The organism is Myceligenerans pegani, assembly GCF_014892515.1.
GTDB classification, from domain to species: Bacteria; Actinomycetota; Actinomycetes; order Actinomycetales; family Cellulomonadaceae; genus Myceligenerans; species Myceligenerans pegani.
Map to the genome: position 1 here is coordinate 1 of NZ_JADBGR010000069.1, position 12556 is coordinate 12556.

Consider the following 12556-nt stretch of genomic DNA (forward strand, 5'->3'; position numbering starts at 1 on the left):
GCCACAGGTCGAGGAGATCTGCCAGGGCGGAGTCGTCCGGGCGGGCGTGCCGCAGGTCGGCGGCCGGGCGCGGGGCGAGCCAGCCGGCCGACTCCCCGCGCGGCACGACGGTCTCGTCGCGGGCGGCGAGCGTGGCGGCGAGGAAGCCGTCGGCGACGCCGACCCGGCACTCGTGGCCGGTGCCGGTGGCGACCGCCTCGGCGAGCTCACGCGCCAGGCCGTGCTCGGAGCGGTGGTAGCGGGCGGCGCCGTCCGAGGCCAGGAGCAGCAGCCCGGGCCGGGCCACCTCGATCCCGGCCACGACGGTCTCGGCCGCGGCCGCGACGGGTTCGAACGCGACGGCGTCGCGGGCGTCGTCGGCGGCGAGGATCACCAGGCCGGCGCAGCGCTGCTGTGCGGTACGACGGCGCATGCCGCGGCGCACCCCGGCCGTGCGGGCGGGCGCGCTCACCGCCACGACCCGCTGCCCGGTGGATCTCCCCGCCCCGCTCGCCGACGCCCCGCCGAGCACCGCCGCGGGCAGGTGCGCGCCGACGCCGGCCGCCGCCATCGCGGCCACGACGGGCCAGTCCGGCACCCACACCACGGCGGTCCGGGTGGCGGTCCGGACGCTCATCCGGCCGCCACGGGGGTGCAGCGCAGGGCGGCCGGGCGGGCGGCGCTGCCGCGGCCCGTGCGGTACACCGTCAGGCTGCGGCGACGCAGATGTCCCGCGCCGTGGTCGACGCCCTCCCAGGCGCCGGGCCCCGCGGACAGGACGACGTGCGCGCCGGGCCACGCGGCGTCCTGCGCGACGAGCAGCACCGCGCCCCGCTCCCGGGCGCGCGCCGTGAGGCGGCGGCGGTCGGCGTCCAGGAGGGCCGTGCGGGGGCCGACCACCACGAGGTCCATCCCGTCCAGGAGGGCCGCCACCACGGCGGGGGCGTCCGGTCCCGGGTCCGGGACGCAGAGGATGCGGTCCAGGTCGCATCCGGCGTCGGCCGCGGCGGCCAGCCCCACCTCGGGATGGCCGGTGAACACGGTCCACGCCCCCGCGCGCGACGGGGCGGCCAGGAGGGCGAGCAGCAGCGTCGTCGACCCCGACACCACCACCGTGGTCCCGTCCACCAGACCGCCGTCGGGCAGCAGGTGCGCCACCTCGGGGCCCACCGGCCGGACCGCCCCGCCCTCGTCGCGGACGCCGGTGCGCGTCTCCACGGCCCGCAGGGCGTTCAGGGCCCGGTCGTGCCGGACGGCCTGAGGGATCGCGGTCATCTGCCCTCCAGCGATGGTGCTGCCGGAACGGGCCGGTCGAGCGGGACGGATGGTCACCGATGGTTCTCGGCGTCGAACATCTGTTCGACCCACTCAGTACACAGTGGTGTCGACGCCCTGTCAACCGCGCTGGCCAGGGGCACGCACCCGGCCCGCCGTCAGAGCTCGTCGTAGCACATGGTGTAGCCCAGGTCGTCGAAGCCGAACGGGCGCCACGTCGTGTAGAGGCTGCCCCAGGGGTCGCACTGCTCGGGGGCCTCGTACTCCTCGACGAGCGCGGCGACGCGGCCGTTCGCCGTCTCGTCGTCGCAGTCGACGATCTCGAACTCGATCGAGTCCACACCACCCGGGCGGTGGATGCAGTCACCCTCGGAGGCCCGCCACGCATCACCCGGGTAGTTCATCGTGAGGCACAGGCGGACGTCCTCCGCCGGGTCGCCGGCCGGGCCGAAGTACCGCTCGTAGTGGTGCGCCGGGTCGTCGGGGCACCCGTCGGCGGCGTCGGCGCCCTCGATCCGCTCCGCGACCTCGAACGATCCCGCGCCGCACCGGACGATGTTCCAGATCGCCCCGTCCTCCGGGTCGCCGTCGACGCACTCGCCGGCCTGCGCGAAGAACGCCGGCTGATCGGCCATCGGGTTGCCGCTCACCGCCTCGCCCGGGGACGCGGCCGGCGTCCCCGGCGTCCCCGTCCCTGACGCCCCCGTCGACGACGGCGCCGCGACCGGCGTCGCCGCCGGCGGCACCGGCAGCAGATCACGGAACACGGTCAGGCCCAGCGCCACGACCACGGCCAGGGCGACGGCGGCCCCCGCGCCCACCCACAGCCCGACGCGGCGCCGGCGGCGGCCGTCGTCCCCGCCCGTCGTCACGATGTCCACACGCCCCTCGGGACGGTCGGCGTCGAGGTCCGTCGCGGTGTCGGTGGCCGGGGAGGGAGCCGTCTCGAACGCCGGGCCGGCCGGGGGCACGGAGTCGATCACCGCCGACGTGGCTCCGGTCGCGGGCGGCCGGGATGCGGGCTGCCCGAAGACCGCCGCCGGGTCCAGCTCCCGCGGGCCGGGCAGGGGCGTGTTCGGGTCGCCGTGGGTGAGCCAGTAGACCTGCTCCTGCTGCTCGGTCGCGATCCGGCGGACCGCCTCGGGCCACGGCGGGATCGGGGGCACCGGCACACCGGCGAGCATGTCGAGCAGGCGGGCGGCCGTGGGCCGGACCGCGGGGTCCTTGACGAGGCAGGCCTCGACGACGGACCGGAGGCGCTCGTCACGCAGGGGGATCTGCGGCTCCTGCTCGATGACGCGGCGGCGGGTCTCGCTCGGCGACGTGTCGCGGAACGGGTTCCGGCCGGTGGCCGCGGTCAGGAGGATCGTGCCGAGCGAGAAGACGTCGCTCACCGGCGTCAGGGCCAGGCCCATCGCCTGCTCCGGCGACATGAAGCCCGGGGCGCCGACGAGCGTGCCCGGGCGGGTCACCGTCGTGATCTCCCCGGCGTCGCCGCCGGTCGCCGCGTTCCGCGCGATGCCGAAGTCGATGACCACGGGGCCGTCGGGCCCCAGCAGGATGTTCCCCGTGGACAGGTCGCGGTGGACGAACTCCCCCGCGTGGATGTCGCGCAAGGCCTCGGCGAGGCCGCGGGCCAGGTACAGGACGGCGTCCTCGGGCAGCGGGCCCGTGGCCTTCAGCGCCTGGGACAGCGCGGGGCCGTGGTGGAACTCGTAGGCCAGCCAGGGAATCGACGCCTCCGTGTCCGCGGCGACGACCTGCGCGGTCCGGGGGCTGCGCACCCGCCGCGCGGCGTCGGCCTCACGACGCAGGCGGCCGCGGAAGCCGGAGTCGTGCGCGGAGTACGTGTCGCGGACGAGCTTGACGGCGACCCGCTCGCCCGACGGGCCGGTCGCGAGGTAGACCCGCCCCATCCCGCCCTCGCCGAGCACGGCGCGCGGACGGTAGGGCCCGACGACGCGGGGATCCGACGGCGCGAGCAACTCCATGATCTGCCTCCTGGGTTCCGCCGCGATGCCCACCGGCAGAGTCGATCTAGCCGACATGTGGCGGTATAACACGACGTGCGCCCCAAGATTCGCCGACGGCGCCGGTGATGTCAAAGACCCCGCGCGGGTACCCCTGGCATCGACCGGTGCGGTTCGGCAGAGTGGGGCCCATGGACTTCACCCGCCCAGCTCCCGCCGACCCGTACTCGCTGCTCCCGGCCCCCGCGACCTTCACGCTGACCAGCACCGACATCGCCGACGGCGAACGGCTGCCCGCCGCGCACGCCGTCGACGGCGAGAACGTCTCCCCGGCCCTGGCCTGGTCAGGTGCGCCCGAGGGCACCCGTTCGTTCGTCGTCAGCTGCTACGACCCGGACGCGCCGACACCGTCGGGCTACTGGCACTGGAACCTGGTGGACGTGCCCGCCGAGGTCACGTCCCTGCCCCGCGGCGCCGGGGCCGCCGACGGGCCGGGCCTGCCGGCCGGCGCGTTCCACGTGCGCGGCGACGGCGGCTACCCCGGCTTCGAGGGCGCGGGCCCGCCGCCCGGCGACCACGACCACCGCTACGTCTTCGCGGTGCACGCCCTGGACGCCGCCCCGGGCGAGCTCGGCCTCGGCCCGGACACCACGAACGCCCAGGTCCACTTCAACATCTACTTCCACCTGCTGGGCCGGGCGACGCTGACCGCGACCTACAGCCGCTGAGCCGTCACACGATCCTGCCGTCCACGGCCGCCTCGACCGCACGCGCGAGCCGGTCGGGGTCCGGGTCGCGGTCCCCCGTCAGCACGGGCCGGACGTGCGCGCGGAACGTCTCGCTGAACACCGCGTAGTGCAGCAGCCGGGGCCGGGTCGGCGCGGTGTCGAGCGCGTCCGCGAGCACGCGCTTCGCGTCGTCGGGCGACGGCACGACGACCGACGAGTCCTCGCCGGCCTCCTCGGCGCCCGGCGCCCACGACGCCGAGGGATCGTCGTACGGCGCCCACCGGGAGGACGCGAAGCCTCCGCGCTCGAACAACACCTGCTGGCTGCGCTCGTTCGTGAGGAACTCGACGAGCCGCTGGGCGGCCACGGGATAGCGCGACGCCGAGGAGACCGCGAGGCTCTGGCCGCCGAGCACCGCGCCCGGCAACCGCGCGACGCCCACGCGGAAGCCGGCGGCGTCCATCCCGCGCAGCACGCGCAGCGCTCGCGGCCAGTGCCGGAGGAAAACCGTCCGGCCGGCCACGAACGCGGCGAGCGAGCCCTGCTCGTCGAACGCCAGGGAGTCCTCCAGGACCGCGGTGCCGAGCCCGCTCGCCATCCGCGCCAGCGCCTCCCCCACGCCGTCGCCGAGCACCGGGTACCCCGCGTGGTCGAGCGACACCGCGCCCGCGGACTGCAACGCCTCCCAGACGCCGACGGTGAACCCCTCGTAGTCGGAGAGCTGGAGGGTGATCCCGGCCTCGACGGCGGGCCGGTCGGGCGTCCGGACGTCCGCGAGACGCCCCGCCACCGTCCCCGCGAACTCCGCCAGCTCCGGCCACGCCGCGGGCAGGAGATCCGGTTCCGGCGTGCTCCCGGTGAGCCGGTAGTACTCCTCCAGCAGGTCCGCGTTGTAGTACAGCAGGCCGACGTCGGAGTTGAACGGCAGCGCGTGGAGCGCGCCGTTCCAGACCCCGGCCCGCCAGGGGGCGGCCAGGAACCCCGCCCGCTCGATGCCGTCCAGCTCCCGGACGAAGCCCTCCTCGGCGAACAACGGGACCCACGGGATGTCGAGGTTGTACACGTCCACGCGGGCGTCGCCCGCCTGGGCGGTGGACAGCATCGTGCTGTACGCGAGGTCCGCGTTGCTCGAGACCTCGACGAGCTGCGCCGGGTGCGTCCGGCCGTAGTGGGCGTTCCAGAGCTCGATCAGCGCGTGGCGCTGCTGCCCGTCGGACTCGTCCCGCCCGCCGAGCACGGTCAGGACGTGACCGGGGGCGAGCCGTTCCATGGACCGGTCCCGCCGGAACAGAGGAAGGAGCCCCGCGGTGGCGAACCCCCCGGCCAGCACGCCCGCACCGAAGAGGAACCCGCGCCGGGAGAGCAGCCTGTGCATCATCGCCCCCCGAGCTGGGTGAAGAGCCGGTCCATCGTCAGGTCGAGCCCGGCGAGCGAGCTCTCGTGGCACGCCCCGTTCCAGGCGGCGGTGATCCGTTCCAGGTCGGTCCTCCGGCACGACGCCTCGCCCACGGCGACCGCGTACAGCCGCACTCCCGCGGCGTCGGCGCCCCGCGCCACGAGCTCCTCGGGGCCCACCGCCGACGCCGAACCGCCCGGGTTGTCCTCCCCGTCCGTGAGCACCACCACCGCCCGGAGATCCGCGCCGTCCGCGCCGTCGGCCAGGAAGGAGACGGCGTCCGCGATCGCGTCGTACAGCGGCGTGCCGCCCGACGGGCGGACGCGGCCGAGCTCACCCGCGAGGTCCGCGCTGCCGAGGTCCACCAGGATCTCGGGGCTCGACGCGGGAGACCCGTGGAACGTCCACAGCCCCAGCTCGTCCTGCCCGTCCACGTGCTCCGCCGCCGCGAGCACTCCCGCGACGGCGACGTCGATGCGGGCGGCGCCGACGTCCGCGGGTGTCGCCATCGAGGCGGAGGCGTCCATCAGCACGAGCACGCGGGCCGGTCGCCGCGCCCGCTCGTAGTCACCGAGCGCCGCCTCGATCCGCGTGTGCGCCACCCGCAGCCGCTCCGGGTCGACCGGTGAGTCGTCGACGCCCGGGCCGGGGTCGGCGCGCAGCCGCCCGTTGACGTCGCGGATCAGGAGTTCCTCCCGCAGTGCTTCCTGGCCCCGCTCCCCGGTCAGCCAGGTCGCGAAGGTGTCGGCGGCCTCGACCGCCCGGCCCGAGCCCGTACCGGTCGTCACGGCGTGGTGGTCGAGGCTCCCGGTGTCGGCCGGGTACAGCGCGTGCATGCGGCCGGACGGCCGGCCCTCCGGGCAGCCGCCCGCCCGGTGGAACGACAGGAGCGCCTGCTCGGTCGTGAGCACGGCCACGGGGAGCGCGTCGTCCCCGCCGCGCGGCGCCGCGACGCCGCACAGCAGGGCGGCGTCGTCGCCGAGCGGCAGGCCGGCCTCCTCGAGCGCGCGCCCGATGTCCCGCTCCAGCGTCGTGCGCTCCTCGAGCTCACCGAAACCGTCCGGCGCATACAACGCGTGGGTGTGGCGCGCGGCCGCGAACGACGAGTCGGGGTTGGCACGCACCACGTCCAGGCCCGACGCCCGGGCGGCACGGAGCACGTCGGCGACGCCGTCGTCGGCGCGGACGAGCCGGGCGACGTCGTCCCCGAACGCCTCGGGCACGGCCAGGACGAGCGGCGTCCCGCCGATCAGCCGCCCGTCCGCGCCGGCCGGCGCGCCGTCGCCGGTCATCCGCTCGGCCTGCGCGCCCGACTCCGTGACGACGACGTCCGGGCGCGGGCCCACGTCACGCAGCGGTGCCAGGCCGTCCGCCTGCCGCTCCTGCGGGTCCCCCCAGCCCACCCGCAGGGCGTCGGTCGTCGTGGGCCAGTCCACACCGAACGCCCTGACGTGGTACGCGGGGCACCCGTGGGGCGAGTGGTCCCGTTCGAACCGCCGCGCCACGTCGGCGAGCCGGATCGCGTCGTGCGCCGGCACCATGACGGCCAGTTCCGTCGGGTCGTCGCACTCCTGCATCCGGTTCCACCACGTCGCCAGGCCGTCCAGGTTGAGCACCAGGAGCGCGCCGAGGACGACGACCGAGAGCGCTCCCAGCGCCCCGACCATCCACCGCCATCTACGGCGGAACCACGGGTAGAACCACAGCACGACGGCGAGGGCGACGAGGAGCACGACCGCGGCGGCCGCCAGCAGCGCGTTCGACAGGAACTGGACGGTCACCCAGGTCGCGAGCATGGCCATGACCGTCGCCAGCAGGTCGAGCAGAAGGACCAGCTGACCCCTCGACCCGCCGCCCTGCCCCCCGCCGCCCTGCCCGCCGTCGGCCGGCTCGTCCGGGTGCTCGCCTCGGTGCTCGTCGATCGCGCCTGACATCGGACCCCTCTGTCCATCGCCAACGGAGCAATCCGATATTTACCACATTCCCGGGACGATCGGGCCACTCCGCGGAGGCGCTGCCGCAGGCCAGGCAGGGGTCGGCGGAGGTCGGCGAGGTCAGATCTCCGCACGCCCCTTGCGCCAGTAGCCCATGAACGCGACGGCCTTGCGGTCCACCCCGCGCTCGCCCACCAGATAGCGCCGCAGCGTCTTGATGACGCCCGCCTCACCCGCGAGCCACGCGTACAGCACGGTGTCCTGCACCAGGGGCGCACCGGCGTCGTCGACGGGGACCTCCCACAGGATCTCGGAGTCGACGTCGATGTCGGCCGGCTCGCCGGGGACCGCCGTGGCCTCGGGGACGGCGCCGAGGTCCGACGACGGGCGCACCCCCATCGCGAGCATCCGGTCCGCGGCGGCGCGCACCGCGGGGACCAGCAGGTCGCCGTGCTCGGCGCCGTCGCGGGCGAGCCAGGTCACGCGGACACCCTCCGGCGCGGCGATCACCCAGCCGTCCTCGGGGTGCGGCACCTCGAGGAGGACCTCGCCGACGGCGTCCGCGGGCAGCGCCTCGCAGATCGCCGCGATGGCCGGGACGGCGGTCTCGTCGCCCGCGAGCAGCAGGGCGTGGCTGCGCGCCGGCGGGGCGAACTCGCGTCCGCCGTGCCGCCCCTCGTAGTACGCGTCGGGACCCAGGATCACCAGGGGTTCACCCTCGCGGGCGACCGTGGCCCAGCGCGAGGCGGGCCCGGAGTCGCCGTGCAGCACCATGTCCACGTCGACCTCGCCGCGGCTCTGCCGCACCGCGCGCACCGTGTAGGTGCGCAGCGGGTTGCGCCGCTCGTCCGGGAGCGCGCGCCAGGCGGTGAACCAGTCCGGGTCGTCCCGCAGGAGGTGGTCCCAGCCGCCGGACGGGTCCGGCAGCAGCAGCTTGATGCGCTGGTCGTGCCCGTTGTCCGCGAACCTGCCGAGGTCCGCCCCGGTGAACGTCACCCGCACGAACGACGGGCACAGCCGGGTGACCCGGGCCACCTCGACGTCGAACATCCGGTACGGGGTCGGCGCGGTCGATGCGCTCGGGGTGGTCGCACTCTGGGTCGGCGCACTCTCGGTCGTCACGATGGTGAGCCTAACCTAACTTCCCCCACCGACCGCAACAGTCCGTCCACGGACCGCGTTTCGCCGGGTGCGAAGCACCGATCACCCCCTACTCTCTGCGCGAGCGTCCGTTCCGGACGCCCAGCTCAGCCCCCCAGAGGCAGAGGACCGGAGCGGGCAGGAGGTTTGGCGACCCCTTGATGGACCACTTCACGTACGGCGCCCTGACGCCGTTGCTGTCCTTCGCCCTGTCCTGCGCGGGGTGCGGCGTCGGGCTGTCGTGCACCGCCCGTGCGCGCGTCGTCGCCGGCGCCGCGCGCACGGTCTGGCTGCTGCTCGGTGCCGTCGCGATCGGCGGCACGGGCATCTGGGTCATGCACTTCGTCGCGATGCTCGGGTTCTCCGTGCAGGGCGCGGAGATCCACTACGACGTGTTCACCACGGTCGCGTCCATGCTCCTCGCCGTGGCCGTCGTCGCCGTCGGTCTCTTCCTGGTGCATCGCGAACAGGGCGGTACCGCCGCCCTTCTCGCGGGCGGGATCGTCGCGGGCCTCGGCATCGCCGTCATGCACTACCTGGGCATGGCCGCGATGCACATCGGCGTCGACATCGCCTACGACCCCCTGCTCGTCGTGACGTCCGTCGTCATCGCGATGGCCGCCGCCACGGGGGCGCTGTGGCTCTCCGCGCGGGTGCGCGGCGTCGGCGCGGGCGCGGTGGCGACGGTCGTGATGGGGCTCGCCGTGTCGGGCATGCACTACACGGGCATGGCCGCGATGCGCGTCACCTCGTATCGCGTGGGCATGTCGATCGAGACCCCCGCGATCGGCCTGCCGGCCGCGCAGTTCCTGGTTCCCCTGATGGCCGCGATCGTGGCCAGCACGGTGGCGCTGCTGATCGTGGCGGCCGCGTGGCCGAGCGCCTCGGAGATGGAGCTCCAGGCGGAGTTCGACGCCTGGACGGAGCGGCAGCGCGCGCGGCAGAGGTTCGGGCGGCCGGCGCCGGGCCCGGACGACGGCGAGGGACGCCTCTGACGCTCCGCGGGTCCCGCGCTCGCCGCGTGCCGCGCGATCGACTTTCCGTGCAAGAACCGCGCATCGCCTCTAGTCTCGGCCGCGAGCGCCCGTCTCGGACGATCGTCCAACTCGGCCCCCAGAGCCGAGAGCCGGAACGGGCAAGGAGATTCGCGCCATGATCGACCACTTCACCTACGGCGCCCTGACGCCGCTGCTGTCCTTCGTCCTGTCCTGCACCGGATGCGCCGTGGGGCTGTCCTGCACCGGTCGCGCCCGCGTCACCACGGGCACCGCGCGCAGGGTCTGGTTGCTGCTCGGTGCGGCCGCGATCGGCGGCACCGGCATCTGGGTCATGCACTTCGTCGCGATGCTCGGGTTCTCCGTGGCCGGGGCGCAGATCCACTACGACGTGTTCACCACCCTCGCCTCCATGGTCATCGCGGTGGCCGTCGTCGCGGCCGGCCTCTTCCTCGTGCACCGGCCGGAGGGCCGCACCGGTTCCCTTCTCGCGGGCGGGATGGTCGCGGGCCTCGGCGTGGCCGTGATGCACTACCTGGGCATGGCGGCGATGCACGTCGGTGTCGACATCGCCTACGACCCGCTGCTCGTCGGAGCGTCCGTCGCCGTCGCGGTGGTGGCCGCCACCGCGGGCCTCTGGCTCGCCGCCCGGGTGCGCGGCGCCGTCGCGGGAGCGGCGGCGACGGTGGTGATGGGCCTGGCCGTGTCGGGTATGCACTACACGGGCATGGCCGCGATGAGCGTGCCGGCGTACGAGGCCGGCGTGCTGGAGGCGGGCGCACTGATCGGGACGCCCGCGATCGGCCTGCCGGCGACTCAGCTGCTGGTGCCGCTGGTGATCGGGATCGTCACCAGCACGGTCGCGTTGCTCGTCGTGGCCGGGTTGTGGCCGAGCGCCTCGGAGATGGAGGTCCAGGCCGAGTTCGACGCCTGGGCCGAACGGCAGCGCGAGCAGCAGGCCTCGCCGCGGCCGCCTCGCTCCCGCACCGGCGTCGCCCCCTGACGACGCGGCGTGGTTCGCGGTCCGGCCTCCGGCCCGGGGCCGTTCATGGGTCCGGTGTCCTCCGGGCCGCCGCCGAGGCGGCGTCGATCGCGAAGCGGACGGCCTCGGCCGGGGAACTCGCCGTGGGCGGGGCGTCGGGGACGGGGTTGCCGTGGGCGTCCAGGACCTGCCAGCCGCCGATGCTGATGACCGGCACGCCGCGGCGTGCGGCCAGGGCGTACTCGGACAGGGTGCCCCACGAGCCGCCCACGACGACGACCGCGTCGGCGGACCAGACCAGGACGGCGTTGCGGGCCTCGCCCATGTTCGTGGCCAGCGTGGCGGTCAGATGGGGGTTCGCGTCCCGGCGGGAGGCGCCGGGCCGTACGCCGATGGCCAGCCCGCCGGCCGACGCCGCACCCGCGGACGCGGCCTCCATGACGCCGGTGCCGCCGCCGTTGAGCACGATCGCGCCGGCCTCGGCCAGCAGCCGGCCGATCTCGTGGGCGTCGGCCCGCTCCTGGTCGGTGCAGTGGCGCGGGCCGCAGACGGCCACCTGGATGCTCATCCGGTGCTTCCTCTCGCAGACGGTCGATCGTCTCGATGATCTCGGCTCGGGGCGCCCTGCGGCCAGGTGGGCGCGCGCTCGGCCCTCACCTGCCGCCCCTTCACCCACGAGGCGGGTCGTCGCGCCGCCCCGTGCCGTCCTGCGGGCGATCGCCGGACACCGCCGACCACACCCCGTGGGCCAGGCTGCTGCCCGCCCTCGAACCGCCGAGGCCGCGGTCGATGAGGTCGTGCCCGCGTTCCTGCCACTCGGGCGGCACCTGGCGATCACGACGCGATCTGCGCAGCAGAGCCGTGGCGATCAGGACCAGGAGCAGGATGCCGATGGCGATGAGGCCGTAGCGCAGGAGGAACACGCCGAAGACGAGCTCCGCGATCCTGGTCAGGTCGTCGATCTTCTCCGGGTCGAGGCCGTCCGATGTTTGTAGCATGAGCATGCTAAAAAATGTAGCACGGCCGTGCTACAAAGAGGTATGCCCAAGATCGTGGACCCGGAACAGCGCCGCGCGGCCATCGCCGACGCCGTCGTCGGCGAGATCGTCGAGCACGGGATCCGTGCCGTCACCCTCGCGCGGGTGGCGGCACGCAGCGGGCTCGCGATCGGCAGCGTGCGCCACTACGTGGCGAACTTCGACGAACTCCTGGAACTCTCCCTCGCACTGGTGCAGGAGCGCGGCGCCGAACGGGTCAGAGCCAGCGGCGTCCTCGACGAGACGGACCCGGCGGCACGGCTCGCCGGGTTCGTCGAGGTGCTCGCGCCGACGACGGAGGAGGACCACCGGGCGAACATCGTCTTCCTCGAGTACCTTGCCCTGGCCCGCACCGAGCCGCGGCTGGCGGAGTACATCGAGGCCGCGCAGGTCCAGGCACGGAAACAGGTCGGGGACATGCTGCGCGAGATGCTCGGGGACGCCGCCACCGACGACGACATACGCCTGGAGACCATGCAGCTGATGGCACTCAGCGACGGGCTGGCGCTCGCGGCGGAGCATGCCGGCGGACCGTACTCACCCGACGACATTCACGCCCTGGCCCTCCGGCACGTCGAACGGGTCCGTGCGGCCTACCCACCGACCTCTGCCGCGAACATCGACGCCCGCCCGTAGTCGCCGCCGCGCCGGTCGCCGAAGTGAGAATCCCGACCCGTGCCTGGAGTCTCGCAGCGCATCACACGCGCGTGGCCCAGAACGCTACCGCCGAGGCCGCCGCCACGTTGAGCGAGTCGACGCCGCCCGCCATCGGGATGCGGACCACCGTGTCGGCCGCGGCGACCGCGCCGTGCGAGAGCCCGTCACCCTCCGTACCCAGCACGAGAGCAAGACGCTCGTGCCGGCCCGCGGCGATCTGCTCCACCAACTCGTCCAACGAGATCGAGTCGTCGCTCAGCGCCAGCGCGGCGGTGGTGAAGCCGGCCGCACGCAGTTCCTCCAGACCGCCCGGCCACTTCTCCAGCCGCGTCCACGGCACCTGGAAGACGGTCCCCATCGAGACCCGCACCGAACGACGGTAGAGCGGGTCGGCACAACGCGGCGTGACCAGCACGGCATCCACCCCGAGCGCCGCGGCCGACCGGAACGCCGCACCCACGTT

General features: G+C 74.7%; 13 protein-coding genes. 4 read left to right on the forward strand and 9 right to left on the reverse strand.

Annotated features, from left to right (window positions below; genetic code table 11):
- The 3 genes from IIE03_RS09085 to IIE03_RS09095 form a co-directional block, all read right to left on the reverse strand.
- Positions 1–616, reverse strand: a 616-nt coding sequence (locus tag IIE03_RS09085) for a Y-family DNA polymerase (RefSeq protein WP_456299261.1), incomplete at its 3' end; no start/stop codon positions are given.
- A complete protein-coding gene (locus tag IIE03_RS09090) occupies positions 613–1254 on the reverse strand; it encodes a hypothetical protein (RefSeq protein WP_192862439.1) in 642 nt (213 codons plus the stop codon). The genes IIE03_RS09090 and IIE03_RS09085, both read right to left, overlap by 4 nt.
- A 158-nt stretch (positions 1255–1412) precedes the next feature.
- Positions 1413–3245 (reverse strand): serine/threonine protein kinase, encoded by a 1833-nt coding sequence (locus IIE03_RS09095; RefSeq protein WP_192862440.1) that lies wholly within the window; start codon positions 3243–3245, stop codon positions 1413–1415.
- Between the two features lie 170 nt (positions 3246–3415).
- Here IIE03_RS09095 and IIE03_RS09100 point away from each other — a divergent pair, with 170 nt between their 5' ends.
- The gene (locus tag IIE03_RS09100) at positions 3416–3952 is read left to right on the forward strand and encodes a YbhB/YbcL family Raf kinase inhibitor-like protein (protein WP_192862441.1); all 537 of its coding nucleotides are present in this window, start codon (positions 3416–3418) and stop codon (positions 3950–3952) included.
- A 4-nt stretch (positions 3953–3956) separates the two neighbouring features.
- Here IIE03_RS09100 and IIE03_RS09105 read toward each other — a convergent pair whose 3' ends face one another.
- The 3 genes from IIE03_RS09105 to IIE03_RS09115 all read right to left on the reverse strand — a co-directional run bounded on the left by IIE03_RS09105 (position 3957) and on the right by IIE03_RS09115 (position 8332).
- On the reverse strand, positions 3957–5327 hold the full coding sequence (locus tag IIE03_RS09105) for an extracellular solute-binding protein (RefSeq protein ID WP_192862442.1): 1371 nt from the start codon (positions 5325–5327) through the stop codon (positions 3957–3959).
- Complete coding sequence (locus tag IIE03_RS09110) at positions 5327–7282, reverse strand: vWA domain-containing protein (RefSeq protein ID WP_192862443.1); 1956 nt, start codon at positions 7280–7282, stop codon at positions 5327–5329. The genes IIE03_RS09105 and IIE03_RS09110 overlap by 1 nt, the downstream gene beginning before the upstream one ends.
- A 120-nt stretch (positions 7283–7402) precedes the next feature.
- Positions 7403–8332 (reverse strand): siderophore-interacting protein, encoded by a 930-nt coding sequence (locus IIE03_RS09115; RefSeq protein WP_192862450.1) that lies wholly within the window; start codon positions 8330–8332, stop codon positions 7403–7405.
- Positions 8333–8583: 251 nt separating this feature from the next.
- On the opposite strand from IIE03_RS09115, the gene IIE03_RS09120 reads away from it, so the two are divergent.
- Positions 8584–9417 carry an MHYT domain-containing protein gene (locus tag IIE03_RS09120; RefSeq protein WP_192862444.1) on the forward strand — a complete coding sequence of 278 codons (834 nt, stop codon included), beginning with the start codon at positions 8584–8586 and terminating at the stop codon, positions 9415–9417.
- Between the two features lie 157 nt (positions 9418–9574).
- Positions 9575–10420: an MHYT domain-containing protein gene (locus IIE03_RS09125; protein WP_192862445.1), complete on the forward strand. Its 846-nt coding sequence runs from the start codon at positions 9575–9577 to the stop codon at positions 10418–10420.
- A 43-nt stretch (positions 10421–10463) separates the two neighbouring features.
- On the opposite strand, the gene IIE03_RS09130 is transcribed toward IIE03_RS09125, so the two are convergent.
- Together IIE03_RS09130 and IIE03_RS09135 are read right to left on the reverse strand one after the other, a co-directional pair.
- A complete protein-coding gene (locus IIE03_RS09130; protein WP_192862446.1) occupies positions 10464–10967 on the reverse strand; it encodes a TIGR00725 family protein in 504 nt (167 codons plus the stop codon).
- 100 nt (positions 10968–11067) lie between these two features.
- On the reverse strand, positions 11068–11403 hold the full coding sequence (locus IIE03_RS09135) for a hypothetical protein (RefSeq protein ID WP_192862447.1): 336 nt from the start codon (positions 11401–11403) through the stop codon (positions 11068–11070).
- 36 nt (positions 11404–11439) lie between these two features.
- Here IIE03_RS09135 and IIE03_RS09140 point away from each other — a divergent pair, with 36 nt between their 5' ends.
- Positions 11440–12072, forward strand: a complete 633-nt coding sequence (locus IIE03_RS09140) for a TetR/AcrR family transcriptional regulator (RefSeq protein ID WP_192862448.1) — start codon at positions 11440–11442, stop codon at positions 12070–12072.
- A 61-nt stretch (positions 12073–12133) separates the two neighbouring features.
- Here the strand turns inward: IIE03_RS09140 and IIE03_RS09145 are convergent.
- Positions 12134–12556: TrmH family RNA methyltransferase (locus IIE03_RS09145; RefSeq protein ID WP_192862449.1), on the reverse strand; the 423-nt coding region annotated here is incomplete at its 5' end.

Excerpts from the sequence above, each read along its gene's own strand:
- IIE03_RS09090 (WP_192862439.1), bottom strand. The coding sequence starts at position 1,254 with ATGACCGCGATCCCTCAGGCCGTCCGGCACGACCGGGCCCTGAACGCC.
- IIE03_RS09095 (WP_192862440.1), bottom strand. The coding sequence starts at position 3,245 with ATGGAGTTGCTCGCGCCGTCGGATCCCCGCGTCGTCGGGCCCTACCGT.
- IIE03_RS09100 (WP_192862441.1), top strand. The coding sequence starts at position 3,416 with ATGGACTTCACCCGCCCAGCTCCCGCCGACCCGTACTCGCTGCTCCCG.
- IIE03_RS09105 (WP_192862442.1), bottom strand. The coding sequence starts at position 5,327 with ATGCACAGGCTGCTCTCCCGGCGCGGGTTCCTCTTCGGTGCGGGCGTG.
- IIE03_RS09110 (WP_192862443.1), bottom strand. The coding sequence starts at position 7,282 with ATGTCAGGCGCGATCGACGAGCACCGAGGCGAGCACCCGGACGAGCCG.
- IIE03_RS09115 (WP_192862450.1), bottom strand. The coding sequence starts at position 8,332 with ATGTTCGACGTCGAGGTGGCCCGGGTCACCCGGCTGTGCCCGTCGTTC.
- IIE03_RS09120 (WP_192862444.1), top strand. The coding sequence starts at position 8,584 with ATGGACCACTTCACGTACGGCGCCCTGACGCCGTTGCTGTCCTTCGCC.
- IIE03_RS09125 (WP_192862445.1), top strand. The coding sequence starts at position 9,575 with ATGATCGACCACTTCACCTACGGCGCCCTGACGCCGCTGCTGTCCTTC.
- IIE03_RS09130 (WP_192862446.1), bottom strand. The coding sequence starts at position 10,967 with ATGAGCATCCAGGTGGCCGTCTGCGGCCCGCGCCACTGCACCGACCAG.
- IIE03_RS09135 (WP_192862447.1), bottom strand. The coding sequence starts at position 11,403 with ATGCTCATGCTACAAACATCGGACGGCCTCGACCCGGAGAAGATCGAC.
- IIE03_RS09140 (WP_192862448.1), top strand. The coding sequence starts at position 11,440 with ATGCCCAAGATCGTGGACCCGGAACAGCGCCGCGCGGCCATCGCCGAC.